At 43.8% G+C, this 25,061-nt stretch carries 22 protein-coding genes and 1 pseudogene; 17 read left to right on the forward strand and 6 right to left on the reverse strand.

Translation table 11 applies throughout. The annotated features are described in order from the left end of the window. Positions 1-37: 37 nt before the first annotated feature. Together ACL9RM_RS15545 and ACL9RM_RS15550 are read left to right on the forward strand one after the other, a co-directional pair. Positions 38-1,057: a Gfo/Idh/MocA family oxidoreductase gene (locus ACL9RM_RS15545; RefSeq protein WP_250268444.1), complete on the forward strand. Its 1,020-nt coding sequence runs from the start codon at positions 38-40 to the stop codon at positions 1,055-1,057. 1 nt (position 1,058) lies between these two features. Further along, positions 1,059-2,084 (forward strand): Gfo/Idh/MocA family protein, encoded by a 1,026-nt coding sequence (locus tag ACL9RM_RS15550; RefSeq protein ID WP_250268443.1) that lies wholly within the window; start codon positions 1,059-1,061, stop codon positions 2,082-2,084. An 18-nt stretch (positions 2,085-2,102) separates the two neighbouring features. Here the strand turns inward: ACL9RM_RS15550 and ACL9RM_RS15555 are convergent, their stop codons facing one another. The 3 genes from ACL9RM_RS15555 to ACL9RM_RS15565 are packed head-to-tail and all read right to left on the reverse strand — an operon-like array spanning position 2,103 to position 4,600. Then, positions 2,103-2,177: a hypothetical protein gene (locus tag ACL9RM_RS15555; protein WP_416381824.1), complete on the reverse strand. Its 75-nt coding sequence runs from the start codon at positions 2,175-2,177 to the stop codon at positions 2,103-2,105. Then, positions 2,174-2,317: a hypothetical protein gene (locus tag ACL9RM_RS15560; protein ID WP_416381820.1), complete on the reverse strand. Its 144-nt coding sequence runs from the start codon at positions 2,315-2,317 to the stop codon at positions 2,174-2,176. The genes ACL9RM_RS15555 and ACL9RM_RS15560 overlap by 4 nt, the downstream gene beginning before the upstream one ends. Before the next feature lie 48 nt (positions 2,318-2,365). Further along, the gene (locus tag ACL9RM_RS15565; protein ID WP_250268442.1) at positions 2,366-4,600 is read right to left on the reverse strand and encodes an alpha-galactosidase; all 2,235 of its coding nucleotides are present in this window, start codon (positions 4,598-4,600) and stop codon (positions 2,366-2,368) included. A gap of 242 nt (positions 4,601-4,842) precedes the next feature. Between ACL9RM_RS15565 and ACL9RM_RS15570 the strand changes: the two genes are divergently transcribed. From ACL9RM_RS15570 to ACL9RM_RS15620, 11 genes are all read left to right on the forward strand, one after another. Beyond that, positions 4,843-5,682, forward strand: a complete 840-nt coding sequence (locus ACL9RM_RS15570) for an AraC family transcriptional regulator (RefSeq protein ID WP_250268440.1) — start codon at positions 4,843-4,845, stop codon at positions 5,680-5,682. 137 nt (positions 5,683-5,819) lie between these two features. Then, positions 5,820-6,677, forward strand: a complete 858-nt coding sequence (locus tag ACL9RM_RS15575; RefSeq protein ID WP_250268438.1) for a GRP family sugar transporter — start codon at positions 5,820-5,822, stop codon at positions 6,675-6,677. A gap of 119 nt (positions 6,678-6,796) precedes the next feature. Then, positions 6,797-7,852 (forward strand): LacI family DNA-binding transcriptional regulator, encoded by a 1,056-nt coding sequence (locus ACL9RM_RS15580; RefSeq protein WP_414126394.1) that lies wholly within the window; start codon positions 6,797-6,799, stop codon positions 7,850-7,852. A gap of 52 nt (positions 7,853-7,904) precedes the next feature. Continuing rightward, complete coding sequence (locus ACL9RM_RS15585) at positions 7,905-9,077, forward strand: Gfo/Idh/MocA family protein (protein WP_250268435.1); 1,173 nt, start codon at positions 7,905-7,907, stop codon at positions 9,075-9,077. A gap of 36 nt (positions 9,078-9,113) precedes the next feature. After that, a complete protein-coding gene (locus tag ACL9RM_RS15590) occupies positions 9,114-9,842 on the forward strand; it encodes a ThuA domain-containing protein (protein ID WP_250268924.1) in 729 nt (242 codons plus the stop codon). Between the two features lie 49 nt (positions 9,843-9,891). After that, a complete protein-coding gene (locus ACL9RM_RS15595) occupies positions 9,892-10,998 on the forward strand; it encodes a Gfo/Idh/MocA family protein (RefSeq protein WP_250268433.1) in 1,107 nt (368 codons plus the stop codon). Between the two features lie 299 nt (positions 10,999-11,297). Next, positions 11,298-12,335 carry an aldo/keto reductase gene (locus tag ACL9RM_RS15600; protein WP_250268431.1) on the forward strand — a complete coding sequence of 346 codons (1,038 nt, stop codon included), beginning with the start codon at positions 11,298-11,300 and terminating at the stop codon, positions 12,333-12,335. 100 nt (positions 12,336-12,435) lie between these two features. Further along, entirely contained in the window at positions 12,436-13,008 is a 573-nt protein-coding gene (locus tag ACL9RM_RS15605; RefSeq protein WP_235309766.1) for a TetR/AcrR family transcriptional regulator, read from the forward strand. Between the two features lie 308 nt (positions 13,009-13,316). Continuing rightward, positions 13,317-14,069: an SDR family NAD(P)-dependent oxidoreductase gene (locus ACL9RM_RS15610; protein ID WP_250261280.1), complete on the forward strand. Its 753-nt coding sequence runs from the start codon at positions 13,317-13,319 to the stop codon at positions 14,067-14,069. 47 nt (positions 14,070-14,116) lie between these two features. Next, the gene (locus tag ACL9RM_RS15615) at positions 14,117-15,202 is read left to right on the forward strand and encodes an alkene reductase (protein ID WP_250268429.1); all 1,086 of its coding nucleotides are present in this window, start codon (positions 14,117-14,119) and stop codon (positions 15,200-15,202) included. 179 nt (positions 15,203-15,381) lie between these two features. Beyond that, a complete protein-coding gene (locus ACL9RM_RS15620) occupies positions 15,382-16,380 on the forward strand; it encodes an NADP-dependent oxidoreductase (RefSeq protein WP_250268427.1) in 999 nt (332 codons plus the stop codon). A gap of 193 nt (positions 16,381-16,573) precedes the next feature. On the opposite strand, the gene ACL9RM_RS15625 is transcribed toward ACL9RM_RS15620, so the two are convergent. Further along, on the reverse strand, positions 16,574-18,181 hold the full coding sequence (locus ACL9RM_RS15625) for a mannitol dehydrogenase family protein (protein ID WP_250268426.1): 1,608 nt from the start codon (positions 18,179-18,181) through the stop codon (positions 16,574-16,576). Then, complete coding sequence (gene uxuA, locus ACL9RM_RS15630; protein ID WP_061828338.1) at positions 18,182-19,258, reverse strand: mannonate dehydratase; 1,077 nt, start codon at positions 19,256-19,258, stop codon at positions 18,182-18,184. Between the two features lie 162 nt (positions 19,259-19,420). Here uxuA and ACL9RM_RS15635 point away from each other — a divergent pair, with 162 nt between their 5' ends. The 4 genes from ACL9RM_RS15635 to ppsA all read left to right on the forward strand — a co-directional run bounded on the left by ACL9RM_RS15635 (position 19,421) and on the right by ppsA (position 24,709). Continuing rightward, positions 19,421-20,074 (forward strand): GntR family transcriptional regulator, encoded by a 654-nt coding sequence (locus ACL9RM_RS15635; protein WP_250268424.1) that lies wholly within the window; start codon positions 19,421-19,423, stop codon positions 20,072-20,074. Between the two features lie 225 nt (positions 20,075-20,299). Continuing rightward, entirely contained in the window at positions 20,300-21,142 is an 843-nt protein-coding gene (locus ACL9RM_RS15640; protein WP_250268422.1) for a helix-turn-helix transcriptional regulator, read from the forward strand. A gap of 62 nt (positions 21,143-21,204) precedes the next feature. Beyond that, positions 21,205-21,582, forward strand: a complete 378-nt coding sequence (locus ACL9RM_RS15645; RefSeq protein ID WP_250268420.1) for a VOC family protein — start codon at positions 21,205-21,207, stop codon at positions 21,580-21,582. Between the two features lie 514 nt (positions 21,583-22,096). Further along, a complete protein-coding gene (gene ppsA, locus ACL9RM_RS15650; RefSeq protein ID WP_250268419.1) occupies positions 22,097-24,709 on the forward strand; it encodes a phosphoenolpyruvate synthase in 2,613 nt (870 codons plus the stop codon). A gap of 197 nt (positions 24,710-24,906) precedes the next feature. On the opposite strand, the pseudogene ACL9RM_RS15655 reads toward ppsA, so the two are convergent. After that, a pseudogene (locus ACL9RM_RS15655) lies at positions 24,907-25,030 on the reverse strand (LLM class flavin-dependent oxidoreductase); the annotation flags it as partial. Positions 25,031-25,061: the final 31 nt, after the last annotated feature.

A 25,061-nucleotide genomic window follows, 5' to 3' on the forward strand; every position in this document is an offset into this window, starting at 1 on the left:
TTATAATAAATGAAAAAGAGCCTAAAGGGGAAATAATATGCTTACCATCGGTTATATTGGAAATGGGAAAAGCACGAACCGTTATCATCTTCCTTTTTCATTGAACAGAGCTGAATTGAAAGTGAAGACGATATATGCCCGTAATCCAGATAAAAGGGAGTGGAAAAAAATCCCTGACGTGCTGTATACAGATAATATAGAATCTTTAATGAACGATAAGGAGATTCAGTTGATTGTTATCTGTACACCTGTAGAATCCCACTACTCTTATGCGAAAATGGCGCTAGACCACGGGAAAAATGTACTTGTTGAGAAACCTTTTATGTTAACCAAAGAAGAAGCCGTGTCGATCTTCCAATATGCTAAAGAGAAAAATCTGGTTATACAATGCTATCAGAATAGACGTTACGATTCGGATTTCCTCACTACCCAGAAGGTTATTGAATCAGGAAAGCTTGGAGATTTGCTGGAGGTGGAGATGCATTACGATTATTATCGCCCTGAGATCCCGAACTCCACTTCTCATTTTTCCAGATATAACAGTTACCTATATGGACATGGCGTTCATACCATTGACCAGGTTCTTTCCTATTTTGGGAAGCCGGACACAATCCATTATGATGTTCGTCAATTGCTGGGTACTGGGAGAATGAATGATTACTTTGATCTGGATTTTTATTATCCATCGCTCAAGGTATCCATCAAATCCAGCTTTTTTCGCTTAAAAGAGCGGCCGGGTTTTGTTGTATACGGCAAAAAAGGCGTTTTTATAAAGCAAACGAAGGATCGTCAGGAGGAGCATCTGAAATTATACTATCTGCCTAAGGGACACTCCGATTTCGGCATCGACCAGCCCGAGCATTACGGCATCTTAACATATCTGGATGATAAAGGCGAGTATCATGAAGAAAAAGTCGTTTCTGAAAAGGGAGACTATGCTCGAGTATATGACGATATCTATCAGTCGATCGTACTTGGTAAAGAAAAAGTGATTAAAGACGAAGAAACAATAATTTGTATGGAAATACTTGAAAAAGGTATAGAGGAGTGCAACTAAAATGAAGTTGGGAATTGTCGGAGCAGGGATGATCGTAGGGGATCTATTGAGCTTTATTCAGGATATCCCGACTATTTTATTAAAGGCAATTTGTTCTAGACCTAGTCATGAGGAAAAATTACTGGATTGGCAACATAGATATGGAATCTCTCAGATTTATTCGGATTACAGCGAGATGCTGATGAATCGTGAAGTGGATACAGTTTATATCGGGCTACCTAATCATCTTCATTATTCATATGCCAAAGAAGCATTATTGAGTGGCAAACATGTCATTTGTGAGAAGCCGTTTACTTCCAATTTGCAAGAATTCCTAGAGCTAAAAGAAATTGCTCAGCAAAGAAAACTGATATTGGTGGAAGCCATAACAAATCAATATTTGAAAAATTATTTGTTCATGAAGGAGTATCTACCTAAACTTGGTGAGATCAAAATCGTTGAATGCAACTATTCTCAATACTCATCTCGGTATGAAGCTTTCAAAGCGGGAATAATCCAGCCTGCGTTTAATCCAGAAATGTCTGGTGGAGCCTTGATGGATATTAATTTATATAATATTCATTTTGTTGTTGGATTCTTCGGGAGCCCTAAGAAAGTGGAGTATTGGGCGAACATGGAGCGTGGAATTGATACTTCAGGTATGCTGTTGCTTGATTATGGTGATTTCAAGTGTGTCTGCATCGGTTCAAAAGATAGTACGGCCCCCAATGCCGTGAACATTCAAGGTAATAAGGGCTATATACACATGGCAAGTTCAGCTAATATATGCGACTGCTTTGATTATACTGCGAATAAGGAAACGCCAATTCGGGTGGACCTAAAAGATCATTCGCATCGAATGTATGACGAATTTGTTGAATTTGACCGTATCATCCGAGAAAACGATTTGGAAAAAGTTTCGGATATGCTTGAACATAGTGAAAAGGTCATGAAGGTCATCGAGGATGCCAAGCAGTCCGCCAATCTTGTATTTGGCCCTGATCCACTTTCACTGTGTTCAACCCCTAAATTTCTAAATGATAATTGAATGTTTTAACTAATATGTCTATTGATGAAGAAACTGAATTGGGCTCATGGCGGTTACCTCTTTAAAATGCCGATGGAACGAAGAAACACTCATGCTGGCGGTGTCTGCAAGATCTTCGTTCCGAAAAGACTGGTCCCAATTCCGACAATATAGTCAATAGCATCTCGGATTCGATAGGTGCTGCTTCCTTCGACTGCAATCTGAGCCAATTCGACTCCATAAGGTCCCTGCACTGGAGAAAAGAACGAGTCTTTGATCTAATTCTTCAAGTCATAATCCAATCATGAGGAAATCTCTTTTGTTAAAGTAAATAATTGAGATGAGAAATCGTATTTCTCCGCAATATTAAAATCCTGTCCCGCCTTATGAGGCGGGGTGAGTATAAGTCCAATGTTCATTAACTCGCTGCCGGTAAAACGTTGGCCCAGCTCTTCCACAAAATATACTGCCATTTCGTTCAGCCCGACTAGCTTTAGTCGTAAATAAGCTTGATTCGGACGCGAGAGCACCTGGTACCAACCGACGAGAGCATGCTCACATTCTGCATCAATGACCATCCAGGCAGTCTCATTTTTTTCAAAGGGACTTAGCAAACGGTAAAAGGTTCCCTGTGTAATTAATCGTCGGTGACGTTTATACACTTGTATTTGTTTTTTAATTACATTGCACTCTTCTTCGGACAAAGCCAATGGGTCAAGTTCATAACCGAATATACCAAAGTAGGCGACATTGGATCTGGTTTGCAGCGGTGCAGTTCTGCCTACCTGGTGGTTCGGGATGGTTGACACATGAGCACCCATGCTGCTAAGCGGATAGGCCATGGATGTACCATACTGAATCTTCAGACGTTCTATAGCCTCACTATCGTCGCTTGTCCATGTTTGCGGAGCATAATAAAGCATCCCTGGATCAAACCGTCCTCCACCGGAAGCACAGGACTCAAACAAAATCTCAGGGTGTTCGGTAGTCAGTTTCTCATATAAAGCATATACACCCAAGACATAGCGGTGAAAAAATTCGCCCTGTCTTTCCTTGCCCAGAGATAACGAATAGGCTTCTGAAATACAGCGATTCATATCCCATTTTACGTATTCGATCCGAGCAGAAGAGAGCACGTCATCCATTAACTTAAACAGGTAATCCACAACAGGCGGTTGGGAATAATCAAGAACATATTGATGGCGTCCATGCTTGCGTTGACGGCCGGGTGTTCCCACAACCCAGTCTGGATGCTCCCTCATAATATGAGAGTCGGAGTTAACCATTTCCGGCTCGAACCAAAGACCAAATTTCATCCCGAGCGCATTGATCTTCTTTGCCAAATTCGAGATACCGTTCGGTAGCTTTTCAGGATTTTCAAACCAGTCACCTAGGGAAGAGGTATCATTGTTTCTTCGACCGAACCATCCGTCATCCAAGACAAAGAGTTCAATCCCCAGTTCACCTGCTTTTTTTGCCATATCAACTATTTTCTGCTCAGTAAAATCAAAATAGGTCCCCTCCCAGTTATTGATCAATACAGGTCGTTCCCGCTCGGTCCAACTGCTGCGAATTAAGTGTTTATTGTACAGGCTATGGTATGCTTGGCTCATGCCATTTAAACCGTTCTCAGAATAGACCAGAACTGCTTCAGGCGAATAAAAACATTCTCCTGGCTTCAGGGTCCAGCAGAATTTGTCAGGATGAATGCCGATCATCAATCGGGTAGTTGAATAGCTGTCCACTTCCGCCTGGGCAAGAAAGTTCCCGCTGTAAACGAGATTAACCGCATATACTTCTCCTTGGTGTTCCTGTGATCCGGGTTTGGCAAGCGCCAGAAATGGGTTGTGAACATGACTACTAATTCCTCGTGTGCTCCCAATCGACTGTAGCCCAGGTCTCAATGGTGTACGCTCCACATGACGTTCCCTGCCCCAAGCCCCTGATAAATGAATAATTTCATATTCGGAGTCAGGGAGATCAAGACTCAGGCTCATTAGACGGCTGACTCTCACGGGATTATTCCCGGAATTCGTTATGGATACGGATCTCGTGATCACGGGCAGTTCGCTGAAGATAGTGTAAGCAAGCACGGCCACCGCTCCAGTAAGAGAATCGGTCAGCGTTATGAGGAGTGTCTCTGCTTCATGTGCTTCCTTACAAAACGTAGCTGGAAGATGGGGGATTTTAGGCTTCCCAGTGATTACCTCGTAATGGTCATAAGTGAATTCCATTATATGAGATCCGTCCTCCTGTATGATCTCAATTGCTGGCTCTCGGAAGTCTCCACTTCCCGCAGAAGGAAATTCCTGCTTAATACTTTCCAACGATGTCACCAAGTCACTATCAAACTCACCGACAGACACGGGACGGTAGCTTCGCTCGATAAAACGGTCATATTGACCCAGGTACTCTATTTTTTTGCCGTAATATAAATGTTCCAATTGCCCGTTCTCCATGACACGGAAAAGATAACTGCAGTATTTGTTCGTTAAGTGAAATGTCCGTTCCTTTTGATTAACTTGTAGACCAGCCATGTACATAGCCCCTTTCAAAATATGTCAACCACTTGTTAACGCTATTATTGAATCAGCATAACAAAGGGAGTGATAGAAAATACATGACTTTTTTTAAGTCGAATATAGGAAAAACAAAGAACCTTACAAAAAACTATAGTTTAGAGCTAAACTTTTTCTGGATATTTGTCATCCTTAACTTATGCTATACTGATAAATTAACAAGCATAGGTTCTTTATTTGGGAAAGTGGGGAGGATGCCAATGGGCGAGAATATGATTCAATATGTTGATACGTATACCAGTTCAGAGCATAAAAATATATCAGATTTGATTTTATATAACTGTGGCACAGAGCTCTGCTTATCCAATCAGGATTTTGGACCCATCGCCCGCGCTTTTAATCTGGTTCATTTTGTGCTAAAAGGACGAGGTAGGTTGGTGATTGACAACAAAAATTACGATATAGGAGAAGGACAGGCTTTTTTAATTCCGGCCAATAGGGTAGCTTATTACCAGGCGGATGAAGCCGAGCCTTGGGAGTACTGTTGGGTCGGCTTTATGGGCATTAAATCCGACATCTACCTGCAAAACATATCACTTCCGAGCCAGAACCCTTATGTAATCGATATTGAAGATATTACGTTCTTTCATTCCACGATTCTTGAGATGTTGCGGATCGGAGATAACACACTTTCTTCATCGTTGGCTATACAGGGGTATTTATTCCATATTCTCGCCAAACTTGTGCACGACTTGGGAGAAACGATGTCGGTAAAGAAGCAGCTTCCTTATTCGGTTCAAGCGATAAACTTTATTGAGAAAAACTACATCAGCGGCATCCAGATTAGTGAAGTAGCGGAGTACCTCGGTCTACATCAGAATTATCTGACCTCCGTTTTCAAACTTGAGACTGGTGAAACGCCTAAACAATATCTGATAGACCTCAGGATTAAAAAAGCGTGCGAACTGCTGCAACATACAGACTATTCGATTCAGGTCATATCCAATTCGGTCGGCTATACCGATCAATTGACCTTTTCACGGGCTTTTAGAAATGTAATGAGTATATCTCCCAGTGCGTATAGAAAACAATTTCTTTGATTTTGCTATATTAATCTATAAAAATATTTGTATTTAGAAGCGGTTTTTTTTGCTATCGTAAAACTGTAGATTTTTTCCTGCATGGCATATTTAACAATTGTAGGAAGAGTACTTTTTACGGGAGGAGAATTCCGCACGTGGATTTCATTATTGCTTTTATTCCAGCCGTTGGCTGGGGAGTTATGCCGATATTGGCACATATAACAAAAGCCAGTCCCCGAGAACAGCTGACAGGTACCGTGATTGGTGCTGTGCTGTTTGCCCTGTGCTTGTATATCATTCACCCTACCTCATTAGCACCGATTCATTTTGTGGTAAGTTTTATATCTGGTACTTTCTGGGCTGCTGGACAATTGCTTCAGTTTCAAGCTTTTCAAAAAGTAAGCGTATCGATCGCCATTCCTGTGATTTGTGGTCTGCAGTTGATAGGGACGACGCTATTTGCCGCACTTATTTTGGGTGAATGGATAACAGGGTACCAATATGGGATAGGCGTTGGTTCTCTTCTGTGTATATTGGCAGGGGTTCTGTTAACCAGCTATCAGGGCAAGTCTGCTGGGTTGTCCAAGCCTTTGCCGGTACCCATTATCATAATGTTGGTTTGCTCGGGGTTAGCGTTAAGTAGTTATGTCGTTATTAATCAGTTCTTTCATATATCGGGACTATCCGTCATTCTGCCGCAATCGCTCGGTATGCTATGCTCAGCCATGGTCATGAACCTGAAGGGCAAAAAGCGGCTACGATTCTCTCTGGTGGTTCGCAATTTACCTACAGGATTGGTTTGGAGCATCGCGAATCTAGCATTATTTATTTCCAACGGGCTGATCGGCATGGCGGCTAGTTTTCCAATCTCTCAAGCGAGCATTGCGATTGCTTGTGTTGGCAGCATTTTAATATTTAAGGAAAAGAAGAGTCCAAAGGAATGGATAGGCATACTTGCGGGAATTACAGTACTTATGATTGGAGTAGGAATGATTAGCTTGCTCAAGCCTTAAGGAATCTAGACCCTTTCCTTTGAGTAACGAAAAGAGCTTATCCATCTATGGGGTACGCTTTTTGGGGATTGACAGAGGTATGGCTGCATGAGAAAATGTACGCGCGTACATAAAATGATTTGGAGGTGGGTAATATCGTTTCGCGCAAGGAAGTAGCAGAACTTTCCGGCGTGTCTGAAGCGACGGTATCTCGGGTCTTGAATGCAGTAGGTCCTATCAAAGAGGATACGCGGAGAAGGGTTCTGGACGCAGCTAATCAGCTTGGATATGTACCCAGTGCGCTGGCTCGTAACTTTGCCCGAAGTAAGAGTGGCCATCTTGGTGTAGTTATGCCTTATGTCCCGAAGGCGCACCTGTTCTCAGCCTATTTTTTCTCTGAGATGCTGAGCGGTATCGGAAACAAGGCCAGAGACAGCGGGCTCGATCTGCTTCTATTGTTCCGAAAGCCGGGGGAACGGATTGATTACAGTAGTCTTTTCCGCCAGCAAAGAATCGATACCTGTATCATCCTTGGAGCCAGGGATGACCACGATGAGGAGGAAGCTCTAAAGAGACTTCAGGAAGAAGGACGTCCGTTCTGCGTCATGAATCACCATTTTGAAGGGCAATCGTTCTGTGAAGTGGATGCAGACCATGTAGAAGGCAGCCGGGCGGCTGTAAGTCACCTCATCGAGCAGGGATACAAACGGATTGCCTTTCTCAACGGCCCGGACATCTATTCCAACAGTACTGAGCGATTGAAGGGTTACCGTAACGCGCTTCAGGAGGCCGGTATTGAATATGACCACGATCTACTTCTGGAAGGCAATTACAGCCGTCGAAGCGGGCTCGAAGCCTCAGCTACAATCGCAGACAAATTGAATGATATTGATGCTGTATTTGCGGCGAACGACCGGATGGCCCTAGGGGTAATGCAGGGTCTCCGTGAGCGCGGACTGGCAGCAGACCGGTTTCCGGCGTTTGTAGGCTATGACGATTCGGATGCGGCTGAGATGGCTGTTCCGCCGCTAAGCAGTGTCCGCGTACCTTTTTATGAGATGGGGGAGCTTGCAGCCTCGAAGCTTATACCCGATTCTCTGAATCTTATTCCAGCCCTGGAACTAACCGGGCGCGACTCGATAAGAAAACTCCTGTCCACAGAGCTGATTATCAGGGCGTCATCCATTCGTCCATAACACCATTCGTCAAAAATTCGTTGAAACTCAGACCCATAAGGAGGATCACGACATGTCTAATCGTCTTCGTATCGGAATGGTTGGCTACAAATTTATGGGCAAGGCTCACAGCAACGCTTACCGTAGTCTACCTATGTTCTTCCCAGATGCCCCGCTGCAGCCAGAGATGTCCGTTATCTGTGGACGCAACGAGCAGGGGGTTCAGGCAGCTGCCCGCCAGTACGGCTGGACCGAAAGTGTTACGGATTGGCGTGATCTAGTGAAACGTAACGATATTGACCTCATTGACATTAACGCCCCGAGTAATGCCCATAAGGAAATTGTCGTTGAGGCAGCCCTCCATGGCAAGCATCTATTCTGTGAGAAGCCACTTGCGCTCTCGCTGGCGGATTCACGTGACATGCTGCAGGTAGCAGAGGAAGCAGGGATCAGACATATGGTAGGCTTCAACTACCGTTTTTCTCCGGCTGTCCAGCTGGCTAAGCAGCTAGTCGAGAGCGGACGCCTAGGCAAAATTTATCATTTCCGTGCCTTCTTCCTTCAAGACTGGATCATGGACCCGTCCTTCCCCCTGGTATGGCGGCTGCAAAAAGAAGTGGCCGGTTCTGGCTCTCATGGTGATCTTGGCGCCCATCTGATTGATCTCGCTCGCTTCTTGGTCGGCGAGTTCCATGAAGTGATCGGCATGAGCGAGACATTCATCAAACAGCGCCCGTTGGCTTTGGAGATGAGCGGGTTGAGCTCCAAAAGGAGCGCTGAAGCAAATGCTCCGATGGGAGAAGTGACAGTCGATGATGCCACGTTGTTCCTGGCACGCTTCGCCGGAGGAGCGTTGGGCAGCTTCGAAGCCACACGTTTTGCTGCCGGACATCGGAGCACAAATTCATTCGAGATCAACGGTAGCCTAGGCAGTGTACGGTTTGACTTTGAACGAATGAACGAACTGGAAGTGTATTTCACACAGGATGAGGAGGACGTTCAGGGCTTTCGCCGCGTACTCGCCACCGATCCGGCACACAAGTACTCCGAAGCCTGGTGGCCTGCAGGACATACGATTGGATTCGAACATACCTTCACCCATGAGATGCTTGAGATGTTGAGTGCCATCTCTGAAGGACGGCAACCGTCGCCGAATTTCCACGACGGTGTTGCTTGTCAGGCTGTGCTTGAAGCGGTAGAACGATCCATAGAGCAACGCCGCTGGGTATCCATTGAAGAAATGTAGTATAACAATACATTCCGAAAGGTGAGTGGATTACAGATGCGCAAGGCACTGATTGTATGGGGTGGATGGAACGGACATGAGCCGGAGCAGGTGGCGGCCATTTTTGAACGCATTTTGAAGGAAGAGCAGTTCGAGGTGGAAGTGTCTAATACCCTGGAAGCCTACCAGGATGCTGAGAAACTGATTGACCTGGACCTGATCGTTCCAATGTGGACCATGGGACAGATTGAGCAGGAACTGGTCAATAATGTTTCAGCTGCGGTTCAAAGCGGCGTAGGTCTCACAGGCTGCCATGGCGGCATGTGTGATGCCTTCCGGAACAACGTGGACTGGCAGTTTATGACAGGCGGGCAATGGGTTGCGCATCCCGGCAATGACGGCGTAGAGTACATGGTGAACATGAAGCGCGGCTCCAGCCCACTTCTAGACCATATTGAGGATTTTCAGGTCAAAAGCGAGCAGTATTACCTCCACGTAGACCCGGCAGTTGAAGTGTTGGCAACCACACGCTTTCCGATCGTACCAGGCCCCCATTCAGCCAATGGGCCAGTGGATATGCCCGTTGTATGGACGAAGCGCTGGGGGAACGGCCGCGTCTTCTACAATTCGCTGGGCCATCACGCAGATATCATAGATATGCCTCAAGTGACCGAGATGATGCGCAGCGGGTTTCTGTGGGCAGCAGCAGGCAAACAGGCGGTGGCCACCCGGGGCAACTCTCTGGCAGAGGCTTATACAGGCATGACAGACAACCAACAGCGGTAATAAAAGAATGCCATTATCCATTTTTTCTGAAGAAGAAGGGAGTCTAGGCATGAACAAAATGAAAGTAGGCATTATCGGGTGTGGTAAAATTAGCGGAATTTACATGGAAAATTGCCATCGTTTCGACATTCTGGAGCTGTACGCTGTAGCGGATCTGGACCAAGGTCGGGCAGAGGAGCAGGCGGTAGCGTTCAACGTTCCGCATGTATATTCGGTAGATGAGATTTTGGCTGATCCGGAGATCGAACTCATCATTAATTTGACCATTCCGGGCGTTCACGCCGACGTATGTCTCAGAGCTCTTGAGGCAGGCAAGCATGTCTATGTGGAGAAGCCACTTGCCGTCACCCGTGAGCAGGGGCAGGCTGTCTTGGATCTTGCTCATCAAAAGGGACTGCTTGTCGGCTGCGCACCAGAGACCTTCTTCGGTTCCGGTATACAGACATCATTGAAGCTGATTGAAGACGGAGTCATTGGGAGTCCGGTAGCCGCTACGGCTTTCATGATGAGCCGTGGACATGAACATTGGCATCCTGATCCTGAATTTTATTATGCAGTCGGCGGCGGTCCAATGTTTGATATGGGCCCTTATTATTTGACGGCTCTGGTGCAATTGCTGGGTCCGATTGCTGCCATTTCGGGCATGACAGGCAAGGCGATGGATCAGCGAACGATTACGAGCGAGAAAAAGAGAGGTCAGACCATCCCGGTCGATATACCGACCCATGTGGCCGGATTACTGCGTTTCAAGCAGGGGGCTGTTGGCACGCTCATTACCAGCTTTGACATCTTTGGTGGAAGCACTCTGCCACCGATCGAGGTATACGGCACTCAGGGCACGCTACAAGTGCCTGACCCGAACACGTTCGGTGGGCCAGTTCGCTACAGACTGCTGGGCGAGCAAGAATGGACAGAGGTACCGCTGCTGCCGGGCTACCAGGAGAATACGCGGGGCATCGGTGTTGCCGATATGGCCTACGCTATCCGCAGCGGACGGCCTCACCGCGCCAGTGGTGAATTGGCTTATCATGTGCTGGAGGCGATGTGGGCGTTCCACGATTCCTCCGATCAGCAGACCGTCTATCCAATGCAGAGCAAATGTCTGCGCCCGGCGGTTTTACCGGAAAACCTGCCCTTGTATACGTTAGATGCGTAAACTAATGTAAATTTTACATCCCGCTTTGAATGTTCATTTCTATTGAAAAGAAGACTTCAGCTCCGTTTTGACTGCGGCATTGGAGTCTTCTTAGTTCATTTTCAGGAAGGATCTTAATTTCGGGCATAAAATCATTCTTTACCGATCATTCTAAATATGTTATATTGTTGGCGTAGGAGGAATACACGGATAAGAAGCCAAGAGTTATGAGGAGTGGTGTGAGATCTTGCCGTGAACTCTTCTACGAATATTAGAACGATCGTTCTAATTATAGCAGATGGAGAAGGGATGGATTGAACATGGAATATCGTGTATTAGGAAATACAGGCCTTAAAATAAGCAGTTTTGTATTAGGTACAGGTACTTTTGGTTTTTGGGGCAACAATACGGAGAAAGAAGCTGCAGTCATGTTAGATGAGGCTTTGGCTGGAGGCATTAATCTGATCGATACAGCGGATGTCTATTCAAGTGGTCAATCCGAAGAAATTCTGGGTCACATCCTAAAAGGACGCAGACAGGATGTTATTCTGGCCACGAAAGGCGGAATGCCCATGGGCAGTGGGCTTAATCAATCCGGTAACTCAAAATATTGGATTAAGCGTGCAGTAGAGGGAAGCTTGAGAAGGTTGCAAACGGACTATATCGATTTGTATCAACTACATCAGCCAGATCTCCATACTGACATTGAAGAGAGTCTTGACGCACTTACGGACCTGGTTCGTGAAGGGAAGATTCGCTATATTGGTACATCCAATTTTCAGGCATGGCAAGTGACCGAAGCACAATGGACTAGCGAACGCAAAAATATCGCACGCTTTATATCCGAGCAAGCCCCGTATTCCATATTGAATCGAAGCATCGAATTCGATTTGCTTGCTGCAACCGCAAAATACGGAATGGGCGTAATGGTTTGGAGCCCACTTTCGGGTGGTCTACTAACGGGAAAATACCGCTCGGGAGAAGCTGTTGCCCCAGATTCAAGAGCAGCAAGTTCTCTAGGGAAACTTTCAACTGTTGTAGATCCGAATCGAGAAGAAAATCGCATCAAGTTCGAAGCCGTTGCTAAGCTCCAAACCCTTGCAAATGAAGCAGGATTAACTTTGCCACATCTTGCCATGGCATTTACACAAGCTCATTCGTCAGTTACTTCTGCTATAGTGGGGGCAAGAACAATTGAGCAACTTCGTGAAACGTTAAAAGGCAGCGACATCCGATTAAGCACTGATATCCTGGATGCGATAGATGCTATCGTTCCGCCAGGAGTAACCCTGGATGCCCTGGAAAAAGGATGGACGCCTGATTGGTTACAAGCAGACAAACGAAGAATCCTGGGTTAAATATATAGATAGACCTCATACCTGTAATGTATTCACTTTTTTTAAATCTAGTTTGCCGATCCTTCACTACATTGTATAATGATTATTCGAGGTGATGACGATGGCAAGATCAAAAGAATTTGAAGTTAATGAAGTATTAGATAAAGCAATACACCTGTTTTGGGCACAAGGATATGAGAAAACTTCAATGCAAGATTTGGTTGAGTTTATGGGCATTCACCGAAGAAGTATCTATGATACCTTTGGGGATAAGCATGCCTTATTTATGAAAGCTCTCGAACGATATGAAACGAAGCAGACCAGCAAAATGAGGTTTCTGATTGAAAAACAAAAACCGATCAAAGAATTAATTCGGGAGTTGTTTGAGGCGACAGTAAGAAATGAAGGAGAACCTCTAGGGTGTTTTCTCGTGAATTCAGGCGTGGAACTCGGCGTGTTGGATCCTGAAGTTGCATCCTTAGTTGATGAGAGTTATTCGCGAACTGAGGAACTCTTGACTAACCTTGTTCTGAAGGGTCAACAATCGGGTGAGTTCAAGGCTGAGTTGGATCCTGTAGTTATTTCTCATTATTTAATGAATGCGTGGTTAGGGCTACGTACGTTGGTTAAGACAACAACGGATCAGCAAAAATTAAAGAATATTATTGATATGACACTGACCGCTTTAGATTAAAAGTGGAATTACAGCATGACAGGCAAAAGGAGTCACCTAAATGCAGGACTGTTTGTTTCCGTGATACAAGTTTTTTCTTGTCCCTCTAATGAAAGAAAGAACTTGTATCTTATGCCTCATACAAGTCAAGGAATACCGCTCCAAAATTAAAATTTTAGTCATAAAAAAATTATTTACTGTTCGTTCTAAAATTGATATGCTAATAGCAAGTTAGATCTAACTTTTTTTACCCTAATAAGAATGATCGTTCTAAAATCATCTTTAAAACTCATTTACACTAATCTGCATGTTATGAAGGAGAGAATATTATGAAGTATACAGTTATTACAGGAGCAAGTTCAGGGATTGGATATGAAACGGCATTGGCGTTTGCTGCACGTGGCAAAAACTTAATCTTGGTAGCTAGAAGATTGGATAAATTAGAAGAACTCAAATCAGCAATTCTGGATATGGATCCTACTATAAATGTTATTGTTCGTACAAGTGACCTGTCTGTTACAGATCAGGCCTACACACTATATAACAATTTAAAGGAATACCAAATTGAGACCTGGATTAACAATGCGGGGCTCGGTGAAGCTTCTTTTGTAGCAGAACAGAATTTAGATAAAGTTGAAACTATGCTACGTGTTAACATTGAAACCTTGACGATCCTTTCTACACTATATGTACGAGATTATGCTGATGTAGAAGGAACTCAGTTAATTAACGTCTCATCCGCACTCGGATATGCCATTGCTGTTGGGAGTGTTGCTTATTCTGCATCTAAATATTACGTTAGTGCCTTCACAGAAGGCCTTGCAAAAGAACTAGAAATGAAAGGTGCAAAACTAAAAGCAAAGGTTTTAGCACCATCTATAACGGAAACGGAATTCGTGAAGAAATCATTAGATACTGAAGAATTTGATTACAAAGCAAACATGCCTAAGTACCACACTGCCAAACAAATGGCGGGCTTCATGGTGGATCTTTATGATAACAACGAAGTGGTAGGTATTGTAGACCAGAACTATGATTTCAACCTGAGAGGCCAAATCTATCCAATCATTTCAGAATTTTAAATTCAATTCATATATCTTTGAATACATTAAAAGAGGAGAGTATCCGAGTGAAAAAGTTGTGGAGTAAAACAAACATTGGAACAATGGAATTACCTCATCGTTTAGCCATGGCACCAATGACACGTAGTAGATCGCAAGAAGATGGTACACCGGGAGAGCTAACTTCCCTTTATTATGCTCAGCGTGCATCAATGGGACTCATTATTACGGAGGGTACACAACCTTCTGATGATGGTCAAGGGTACTTATGGACACCTGGGATTTATACGGATAAACATATTGAAGGATGGAAAAAGGTGACCGATGCAGTGCACGAAGCAGGTGGATATATGTATATCCAGTTAATGCATGCTGGTCGCATGTCGCACCCTGATAATACACCACATCATCGCCAACCTGTTGCGCCATCTGCAATCGCGCCCGGTGTAGAAATGTTTACTGCTAAAGGTATGCAGGACATCCCCGTCCCTCGTGAGTTAAGTAAAAAGGACATACAAACTACCATTGCGGATTTCCGCAAAGCAGCAGCAGCGGCTATCAAAGCAGGCGCGGATGGCGTTGAAATTCATGGAGCCAATGGTTATCTGATTAATCAATTTATCGGAGAAAACTCGAATATACGGACAGACGAATATGGGGGATCTATAGAAAATCGTGCTCGCTTCGCGATTGAAGTAACGAAAGCCATCGTCGAAGAAATTGGAGCTGATAGAACAGGCTTCCGTATTTCGCCAGGGACACCTCTTGGTGGGATTCAGGATGGTGAACAAGGCTCTGAACTTTATCGCTACCTTGTAACGGAATTAGCTCAATTGGATTTAGCTTACCTTCATGTTATGCATCTTGGAAATGAAAAGCTGCTCCAAGACATTCGCTCAATCTGGACGAATCCATTGTTAGTCAATCGTGCTGGACGAGCTCTAGAAGATCTTAGCTTGGATATAGAAAGTGGCCTTGCTGATTTGGTGCCTGTTGGTGTATGGTCATTAGCCAATCCAGATTTAGTGGAACGACTTCAAAAAGGTGCACAACTAAATGAAGCAGATCAGTCAACATTCTTTGGTTTGGGAAGTAAAGGTTACACGGATTATCCTACGATGGAAGAATTAGAATCGCAAGAGGGTCTACAATAACATAAAGGCTGAAACACGGCGTACTACTGAAAATTGTACGCCATGTTTTTAGTCTAAGATGTTCGATGTTTTCAAAAAAACACATTTAGTAAATAATGGTATAGCGAGCGGGTCAACCTAAAAGCTTGATTGCGTTCATGGTTATGCTATCTCCAAATTAGCAAAGGAAGAGGATGAATATGAGAGCAGCACAAGTACAGAAATATTCAAAAATAATCCATGTGGAATTAAATGATGTAAACATACCACAGATCAATAGCCATGAGGTACTTGTCAAAGTAAAAGCTGCAGGTGTAAATCCACTGGACATTCTTAATCTGAATGGCAGTGTTCGGATGATTGCCGACTATAAGTTGCCATTAACTTTAGGGAATGAACTATCTGGGGTTATTGAAGCTGTTGGTGATGATGTTTTGAATTTTAAGGTTGGTGACCCTGTTTATACGAGGTTGCCGCTTAATAAAATCGGTGCTTTTGCTGAGTATGCGGCCGTAAATGAAGATGCTTTATCCATCATGCCTGAAAATCTATCTTTTATTGAAGCTGCTGCTGTACCCCTTACTGCCTTGACTGCTTATCAAGCATTGCACGATGTACTCCATGTCCAGCCGAATAAAAAGCTATTCATTCCTGGAGGAACCGGAGGATTTGGCGCTATGGCAATCCCCATTGCCAAATCACTGGGATTATTTGTTATTACAAGTGGAAGTGAAAGAGGCAGATCACGTATACTGTCGATCGGGGCTGATCAATTCATAAATTATAAGGCAGAGAATTATGCTAACATACTGTCCGATATCGATTATGTGATCGACACCTTGGGTACCAAAGAGTTCAAAGCTGAACTGGGTATTTTAAAACCACAAGGGAAATTGGTATCATTGAAAGCCGGACCTAATTATCGCTTTGCGGTTGACAATCATTTTCCAATGTGGAAAAAAGCATTGTTTGGTCTAGTGGGTGCTCGCTTAGATTCTTTAGCACGTAAGAATCAAAATGAATATCGCTTTTTATTTGTGCAAGCCAATGGAAGTCAATTACAAGAAATCACTAAACTTGTTGAAAAAGAAAATATCAAGCCCTCTATAGATTCAACTTATACGTTTGATGACATTAACAAAGCGTTGATTAAAGTGTCAACGGGCCACTCCCAAGGCAAAGTGATTGTGACCTTCTAAGTAATATTACATTTTTTCATGATAGTAGAATGTTCATTCTACTATTTGTTTATAAAACGTGCATTCTAGCGAGTTAAAAAACGGTATTCGCGGGTGAAGCAACCCGGGATTTGATTATTTAGAGAATTGGTTCTCATTAATGCAATCCCCCTGACTAAAGTTTCTGGCAGGGGGGATTGCATTAATGTAAGTTCTAGTTCACATACTTCTCTATCGTGCTTCGGACTGCTCCGGGACCTGCCAGCATTTCATGAAACATGGCTTCAATCTTGTCGCCCAGACCAATTTCATATAATCGGACACCGAACAGTTTGTCATCCTCGAGGAGGCAGCGAACCTCGGAGGTCTGATCGCCCAGCTTCGTATTCTGCAAATATCCCTGCAACGTATCCAGTAACGGGTCCGGACTGAGTGTGAAGGGTTCTCCTTGATCATCCACTCCCAGCAAATAGCGACACCAGATCGCAATGGTCAAGGGGATAGCAGTCAAGTTCGTAGGATCAAGCCCTGTTGTGCTAGCATAAGACTTTATGGTTTCCCCAAAACGGATGCTCATCTTTTGAGACGTATCTGTTGCAATCCGCTGTGGCGTATCCGGAATATAGGGATTTGCGAAGCGTTCCTGCAATACCTCGTCAATAAATGGTTTCGGTTGGATAATTCCGGGATCAATTACAACAGGTAAGCCTTCCTTGTAGCCGATGGTTTCCACCAGACGACGTAATGTCTGATCCTTCATTTCATCTGCGATGAGCTCGTACCCAAGCAGACACCCAGCGAGGGCCAGCGCTGTATGCAGCGGATTGAGACAAGTAGTGACTTTCATCTTCTCCACTTTGTCCACCGTATCCCGATTCGTGAAGATGATGCCAGCTTCCTCCAGTGCAGGTCTCCCGTTCGTAAACTTGTCTTCAATGACCAAATACTCGCTAACCTCAGCATTGACAAAGGGAGCCGTATACGTATGCCTGGAGGTAACGATCATCTCCATGTCAGCTAACCCCAGCTTCCGAAGAGCAGACTGTACTTGCAAGGAAGGGCGGGGGGTGATTTTGTCAATCATGGTTAGGGGGAAGGTTATTTTCTCCTCGTTTTGCAGATAGTCTGAAAATCCTTCCTCTACCAGGCCTCTGCGAGCCCACTCCTTGGCGATGGCAATCATACTATCCTTTAACAGATCGCCGTTATGGGAGCAATTATCCATGCTCACAAAGGTCATTGGATGCAACCCTCTCAGATAACGCCGATAGGCAAGCGAAGTAGCCAGGCTCATCACATGCATCGGCTGTTCAGGACCATTCGTCAAATCCCTCTGCACAACAGCCAGATACTTGCCGTCGGGCCCGGTCAGGGCGTATCCTTTTTCCGTGACAGTAAAGCTGGCCATCTGCAGGGACGGATTCTCAAATATTTCAATCAGACGGAGGTAGTCGTCTGGACGATTTTGCTCTGCTGCGAGTCCCTCAACAATGCTTGCGACCACGCTCTTGTGAAATCTTCCGTCTGCACTCATCAACACCAGTAAGGTTAGATTGTCGTAAGGCTTATAAGCTTTGTCGATCATTTCAAAATCAAAGGCTTCGGCCGCAATAATACCTGTATCCGCTTTCAAGTTATTCAGCAGTTGTTGCTGCGCATTGGCTATCAACCCACGAAAAATATTGCCTGCGCCGAAATGCACCCATTGCGGTCTAACTCGGGTGTTATTGGCTACAAGCTCCAGATCATATTTCGGCAGTTCAATGCCTGCTGCTCGCCAGGCCGCTTTGTCTGAAAGGCCTTTCCGGTCAAGTTGGAGCATTTATTTCACTCCTTTGCCTTGAGAGAGACTATCCCAGACACCAAGCAAATACATAACCCCCAGTGCACGGTCATACAAACCGTAGCCAGGTCGACAATTCTTTTCTTCCCCCCATAGATGTCTGCCGTGATCCGGGCGTACATATCCCTGATAGCCGTTCTCGTGATAAGCTCTAACTACTTCCGGTACATCGACGCTTCCGTCCTTCCCGCGGTGTGACACTTCAATAAAGTCGCCATTCTCAAACACCTTGACATTACGAATATGCGCAAAATGAATACGATCATGAAACTCTCGAATCATGGTTGGCAAATCATTCTCAGGATTGCTCCCCAGTGAGCCTGTGCAGAAGGTCAGACCATTATATGGGCTGTTCACTGCATCTAGGATGCGCTGGATGGTCTCACGACTACGGACAATTCTCGGCAATCCGAAGATGGGCCATGCCGGATCATCAGGATGAATGGCCATCTTGATGTCAACCTCCTTGCAGACCGGGATGATGCGCTCAAGAAAATACTTCAGGTTGTCAAACAACTTGTCTTCTGTGACATCCGCATAAGCAGCAAAAAGTTCATCCAGTCTCGCCAACCGTTCCGGTTCCCAGCCAGGCATGGTGAACTTCCCAGCTCCCTTGAGAACCCGATTCACCATTTGGCGGGGATCATCGGTAATGGCAGCCTTTTCATAAAAGAGGGCGTTGGACCCGTCAGGCAGTTCCTTGTACAGCTCTGTTCTGGTCCAGTCAAAGACAGGCATAAAGTTATAGCAAATCACCTTAACTCCCACTTTGGCTAATTTTCGAATGGTGTCGATATAAATGTCAATATATTGATCGCGGGATGGTAGGCCGATTTTGATATCATCGTGGACATTTACACTTTCTACGACCGCCGTACTAAAGCCCTTGCTCGTAATCTGATCAGCTACCTCCTGAATTCGCTCCATTTCCCATACTTCACCGGCTACCTTATCATGTAAAGACCAGACAATGCCCATAACTCCCGGAATTTGCCGGATATGATCCAGTGTAATATTGTCGTTGCCTTCCCCATACCATCTCCAGGTCATATTCATAACGATACCTCCCTGATTATATTTCATCTGTCTTGTATACAAGATTGAGTTGATCATAAATTATAGGGTTTGTTCTTGTCAATGATAATCTCAGAGGAGTCCGTCACCTCAAAATGCTTTATAATAAGTCTACTAGATTTATAAAGTGAAGGTAGGAATGATATGTTTACAAAAGAAGAAATCATGCAACTGTTGAAAAAAGATATTTTGTCACTGACCTTAAAGCCGGGTACTCTTCTCAGCGAGACGATTTTGTCAGAACGCTTTCAGCTGTCCAGAACTCCGCTACGCGATGTATTGAAGTGGCTTGCGCTTGAGTCCTACATTGATATTTATCCCAAGAAGGGGAACATTGTGTCCTATATTGATCTGGAGTCCGTTGAACAAATTATTTACTTAAGAAGCGCATTGGAAAAGGAGATTATGAAGGAGCTTTCTTCGCAAATTGCATTAAGCGATGTACAGAAGCTGAGCGATATTCTGGACAGACAGAGAGCTGTGATTGAAGAAGATCATGCTACGGATCAATTTCTCAGTTTGGATGATCAGTTCCACCAAACCATGTTCCAATTGGTGGGGCGGGGGTTTCTTTGGCAGCTCATTCAGCAGTCGAATGTTCACTATATCAGATATCGCAAGCTGCATATGCTGGAAACAGGGAAGCTGATAGGCATCTGGCATGAGCACCAAGCTATGCTTGAATACATGCTGAATAAGGAAACAACTAAAATGGATGATCTGGTTCATCATCATCTCAGAGAGGATATCCATTCGCTCGATTTTCTTCGGAAGTTCGCTGATTATATCAAGAAATAAGGCAGCTAGCTCAAATTAACATGTACAGGAGTTTTCGTCCTTGTATACATGTCAGGTGAAATCCTCCTTGAATACACTCATGGAATAATGTGACAGCTTAATCAAATTTATCGTAAATAGGACTGCAGACTCTCCTAGGAACCAACTATGATGTAACTTAAAAAGAGGCCAGATACCTGAAAATGCTTGATATTACTAGTTAAACTTGATTAAGGAGGGATCTAGATGACTCATTCATTCCATCCCGTCCACTCTCCCAAATTGCAACCGGAGCTACAACAGCCATGGTATAACTGCCGGGAGTATCCAGCGAGTCCTCAATTGGAATCACATGTGGCTTCTTTTTGGACAATGGATTATCGTCCTGTTCCAGACAAGCTTTGGCATCGAGTTATACCGGATGGCTGTGTCGATATTGTCGTGAATCTTCTTTCTCCATTCAGCCGAAAGGCTGCCTACGTTGTGGGTCCTACAACTCGATCAGAATTACTGCAGTTCTCTGAATCTCGTTCATTATTTGGTATTCGGATATATTCGGAATCAGCTCGTTCTATTCTTAAGACACCTCTTTCGGCGTTTAAGGGAAAGCATATCTACTTGGATGATGTATTGGGTTTAGAAGAAATGTATTGGGTAGAAGAAATCTTATCAGCCACTACGATCTCCGAAATTCTTGCGGTTGCTGAACATCATTTGGTCCGAATGCTGGCGACTAGCGATATGGCAATTCCTCCACTTGTGTATCAAAGCTTGCAGATTATTTATGGCCGAAAAGGGAATTTATCCGTAACGAATTTGGCCAATCAAGTTCACTTTAGTGAACGGCATCTTAGAAGGGTATTTGATCAGGAGCTGGGCTTAAGTCCGAAAGAGATGCTTGGAATAATTCGGTTTCAAAGCACGCTGCAAGATTTTTTTCAGGGCGGTTATTCCAGTTTAGTGGATCTTTCGCTCAAATACGGCTATTACGATGAGTCACATTTTACCAATACATTTAAGCAATATTATGGATTGTCTCTTAAAAGCTTGATAAGTAAGAGACAAAAGAGTCCGATTTTTCCTATTTAACAGTCTATATGATCGATACAATGGAGGTGAATAATCATACCACTGGATAGGAGTTGTGAAGCATGGCAGTTAAGTTAAAAAGATTATCGATTTTCGTAAAAGAGATGAAGAGGTCCTTGGATTTTTATCGGACATTAGGCTTAGAAATACCGGAAAGGGTAAATGAAGAACATCATATAGAAGTAGCATACAACGATGTTATTCTTTCTTTTGATACTTGGGAATCGGCACAGATGATTCTAGGCGATCAGCAGAAGCCTGCCGGTTATCGGATGGAGATCGCTTTCCAGTTTGACAGTAAGGAAGCGCTGGATGAATCGTATAGCCGATTGACAGTACAGGGATATGAGGGGCATTTTGAACCGAACGCTACACCTTTGGGCGAGCGTTATGCGATCATAAAGGACCCTGATGGCAATTTGATCAGTTTGGTCGCTTGATTTGGTTTAAAATTACGGCTGCCGCACACAACGATCGGCTGCCGTTTTTTTCAATTAACGGGCAAATAGTTCGAACAAATTTAAAAAATACTCTTTTCTTTTGACTCAACAGAGGGGTAACGGGATGAAGTTGAGAAGTAACGGAAAAATATAAGAGGTTCACTATACGTGCTTCGTTCGCTGAACTAACGGGCAGGTAGCTCAATAAGAACCTGACGCCACTTCAGGATTTCTTTAGGCTGCATAGAACCGATATGGAACTATGCAGTAACTGAGTTCAGCTCGAGCCACGGTTTTTGAATTTGACTAATGATAGTGGAAAATCAAAAAAGAACCTGGATAGTTTTATCAGGTTCTTTTTTATTGCATATAAAACAGACACGATGATATAATTAGATTGTGATTTCTTAATTTAAGTGATCATAAATATCACATCTTATACTTTAACTTTACCATGCCGCTAAACTCTTGTCAAATGTTTTTTTCTCAATTTAATAGTTAGGAGAGATATTGAATGAGTTCTTTGGTTCTCGATTTTCAGGAAATGGAAAAAACGCAGTTTTTGCTCGTTGGCGGAAAAGGGTTGAATTTAGGGGAATTATCAAAAATTGAAGGAATACATGTACCAGAAGGATTTTGTGTTACAACAGTGGGGTATCAAAAAGCCATCGAACAAAAAGAAACGTATTATGCATTGTTGGATCGACTAACAAGGCTAAAAGCAGAAGATCGTGCTCAAATTGGTGAAATCAGCAGGCAGATTCGACAAATCATTATGGAAGTAGAAGTTCCTGCCGATGTTGTGGAAGCAGTTACTCACTATCTCTCCCGGTTTGGAGAAGAACATGCTTACGCAGTGCGTTCCAGTGCGACTGCTGAAGATTTGCCACATGCCTCTTTTGCTGGTCAACAAGACACCTATTTAAATATCATCGGCAAAGAAGCAATCTTGCAGCATATCAGCAAATGTTGGGCTTCCCTATTTACGGATCGCGCGGTTATCTATCGTATGCAAAATGGATTTGACCACAGTCAAGTTTATTTATCCGTTATCGTTCAAAGGATGGTTTTCCCGCAGGCTTCAGGAATTTTATTTACCGCTGATCCGATTACCTCCAACCGGAAGCTGCTATCAATCGATGCTAGTTTTGGACTTGGAGAAGCATTGGTCTCTGGCTTGGTCTCTGCCGATTGTTATAAAGTACAGGAAGAGGCAATCGTCGATAAGAGGATAGCAACCAAAAAATTGGCTATCTATGGACGAAAAGAAGGCGGAACAGAGACAAAGCAGATCGAGCCTGATCAGCAAAAGAATCAAGCCCTTACTGAACAACAAATTTTGCAACTGGCGCGTATCGGAAGACATATCGAGGCTCATTTTGGTTGCCCACAAGATATCGAATGGTGTTTGGCCAATGATACTTTTTATATTGTCCAGAGTCGTCCAATCACGACTTTATACCCGATCCCTGAAGCAAATGATCAGGAAAATCACGTTTATGTATCTGTCGGTCATCAACAAATGATGACTGACCCGATAAAACCATTGGGATTGTCTTTTTACCTGTTAATAACTCCTGCACCCATGCGTATAGCCGGTGGAAGGCTGTTTGTTGATGTTACACAAATGCTGGCTTCACCTGTCAGCAGAGAAACTTTCTTAAATACCCTGGGACAATCTGATCCGCTCATAAAAGACGCATTTATGACCCTAATAGAGCGAGATTTTATAAAATCGTTACCAGATGATAGAACAGAACGGAGTCCCGGTAATAGCAGTAAAGGTAGGTCGTCTGCAGGTTTTCAAGCACAAATCGAAAACGATCCGGCAATCGTTTCTGATTTGATTAAGAACAGTCAAACATCGATAGAAAAATTAAAACAAAACATCCAAACGAAATCAGGAGCAGATTTATTTGATTTTATTCTGGAAGATCTCCATGAATTAAAGAAGATCTTATTTGACCCACAAAGTTCAAAGGTTTTTATGACTGCTATGAATGCTTCGTCATGGATCAATGAAAAAATGTACGAGTGGTTAGGTGAAAAAAACGCAGCAGATACGCTTTCTCAATCTGTACCAAACAACATTACTTCGGAAATGGGTCTGGCGCTATTGGATGTCGCAGATGCGATTCGTCCTTATCCGGAGGTAATTGATTATTTACAACATGTAAAAGATGATAATTTTTTGGATGAACTGGTTAAGTTGGATGGTGGACAGGAAACTCAAGACGCTATCTATGCTTATCTCAACAAATACGGAATGCGATGTGCCGGTGAAATCGATATTTCGAGAACTCGTTGGAGTGAAAAACCAATTATACTTGTCCCCATGATTCTCAGTAATATCAAAAACTTTGAGCCTAATGCTGGCAATTGGAAATTTGAGCAGGGGCGACAGGAGGCTTTGAAAAAAGAACAAGAGTTATTAGATCGATTGAAGCAATTACCGGATGGTGAACAAAAAGCCAAAGAAACAAAACGAATGATCGACCTGATCCGGAATTTCATCGGTTATCGTGAATATCCCAAATACGGCATGGTTAATCGCTACTTCGTTTATAAGCAGGCTTTACTAAAAGAAGCCGAACAACTCGTACAAGCTGGTGTTATTCACGAGAAAGAAGATATATACGATCTCACTTTTGAAGAACTTCACGAAGTCGTACGCACAAATAAACTGGATTATCAGATCATCCGTAAACGAAAAGACGACTATAAATTATATGAAAAACTAACTCCCCCGCGTGTAATCACGTCTGATGGTGAAATCATTGCGGGTGAATACAAACGAGAAAATCTCCCAGCTGAAGCGATTGTAGGTCTGCCTGTTTCTACCGGAGTTATAGAGGGACGAGCACGTGTCATCTTAAACATGGAAGATGCTGATCTGGAAGATGGAGATATATTAGTCACCGCCTTTACTGACCCCAGCTGGACACCATTGTTTGTATCCATAAAAGGCCTAGTCACCGAAGTTGGTGGACTGATGACTCATGGAGCCGTTATCGCACGTGAATATGGCTTACCCGCAGTTGTCGGAGTGGAGAATGCTACCAAACTGATAAAAGATGGGCAACGAATTCGTGTGCATGGAACAGAAGGGTATATCGAAATATTGTAATGGCTGAATACGCTAAGTAATTGCCTCTGTCATAATGGACAGTATTAAATGCAACCTGTCATGGATAAAAGGGCGGTTACCCTGTTCGTCCTTTTATCCCATGACACAAAATGATTTATACATAGCTGACCTGATAATCTAAATCTCTTGTCCTTACGGCAATAGGTACAAGTCCTTGTCCTCGACAGTATCAGGTGTTAAATACCCAAGTGTGCCCTCAGAGTCGAACCTGCATATTCGCTTCTGAATAAGCCTTTTTCAACCAACAAATCCGTCAATAGCCCCAGCCTCAAACCGCTCAATAATATCGTTCAATACGTCAAGTTATTTGGTGATAGCTTACAGCCCGCTC

The sequence above is a fragment of the Paenibacillus sp. S29 genome, from assembly GCF_049319765.1.
GTDB lineage: Bacteria > Bacillota > Bacilli > Paenibacillales > Paenibacillaceae > Paenibacillus > Paenibacillus polymyxa_B.

Bases quoted from the DNA above. Each gene is read 5' to 3' on its own strand.
- ACL9RM_RS15545 (WP_250268444.1), top strand. From the start codon at position 38: ATGCTTACCATCGGTTATATTGGAAATGGGAAAAGCACGAACCGTTAT.
- ACL9RM_RS15550 (WP_250268443.1), top strand. From the start codon at position 1,059: ATGAAGTTGGGAATTGTCGGAGCAGGGATGATCGTAGGGGATCTATTG.
- ACL9RM_RS15565 (WP_250268442.1), bottom strand. From the start codon at position 4,600: ATGGCTGGTCTACAAGTTAATCAAAAGGAACGGACATTTCACTTAACG.
- ACL9RM_RS15570 (WP_250268440.1), top strand. From the start codon at position 4,843: ATGGGCGAGAATATGATTCAATATGTTGATACGTATACCAGTTCAGAG.
- ACL9RM_RS15585 (WP_250268435.1), top strand. From the start codon at position 7,905: ATGTCTAATCGTCTTCGTATCGGAATGGTTGGCTACAAATTTATGGGC.
- ACL9RM_RS15590 (WP_250268924.1), top strand. From the start codon at position 9,114: ATGCGCAAGGCACTGATTGTATGGGGTGGATGGAACGGACATGAGCCG.
- ACL9RM_RS15595 (WP_250268433.1), top strand. From the start codon at position 9,892: ATGAACAAAATGAAAGTAGGCATTATCGGGTGTGGTAAAATTAGCGGA.
- ACL9RM_RS15600 (WP_250268431.1), top strand. From the start codon at position 11,298: ATGGAATATCGTGTATTAGGAAATACAGGCCTTAAAATAAGCAGTTTT.
- ACL9RM_RS15605 (WP_235309766.1), top strand. From the start codon at position 12,436: ATGGCAAGATCAAAAGAATTTGAAGTTAATGAAGTATTAGATAAAGCA.
- ACL9RM_RS15610 (WP_250261280.1), top strand. From the start codon at position 13,317: ATGAAGTATACAGTTATTACAGGAGCAAGTTCAGGGATTGGATATGAA.
- ACL9RM_RS15620 (WP_250268427.1), top strand. From the start codon at position 15,382: ATGAGAGCAGCACAAGTACAGAAATATTCAAAAATAATCCATGTGGAA.
- ACL9RM_RS15625 (WP_250268426.1), bottom strand. From the start codon at position 18,181: ATGCTCCAACTTGACCGGAAAGGCCTTTCAGACAAAGCGGCCTGGCGA.
- uxuA (WP_061828338.1), bottom strand. From the start codon at position 19,258: ATGAATATGACCTGGAGATGGTATGGGGAAGGCAACGACAATATTACA.
- ACL9RM_RS15635 (WP_250268424.1), top strand. From the start codon at position 19,421: ATGTTTACAAAAGAAGAAATCATGCAACTGTTGAAAAAAGATATTTTG.
- ACL9RM_RS15640 (WP_250268422.1), top strand. From the start codon at position 20,300: ATGACTCATTCATTCCATCCCGTCCACTCTCCCAAATTGCAACCGGAG.
- ACL9RM_RS15645 (WP_250268420.1), top strand. From the start codon at position 21,205: ATGGCAGTTAAGTTAAAAAGATTATCGATTTTCGTAAAAGAGATGAAG.
- ppsA (WP_250268419.1), top strand. From the start codon at position 22,097: ATGAGTTCTTTGGTTCTCGATTTTCAGGAAATGGAAAAAACGCAGTTT.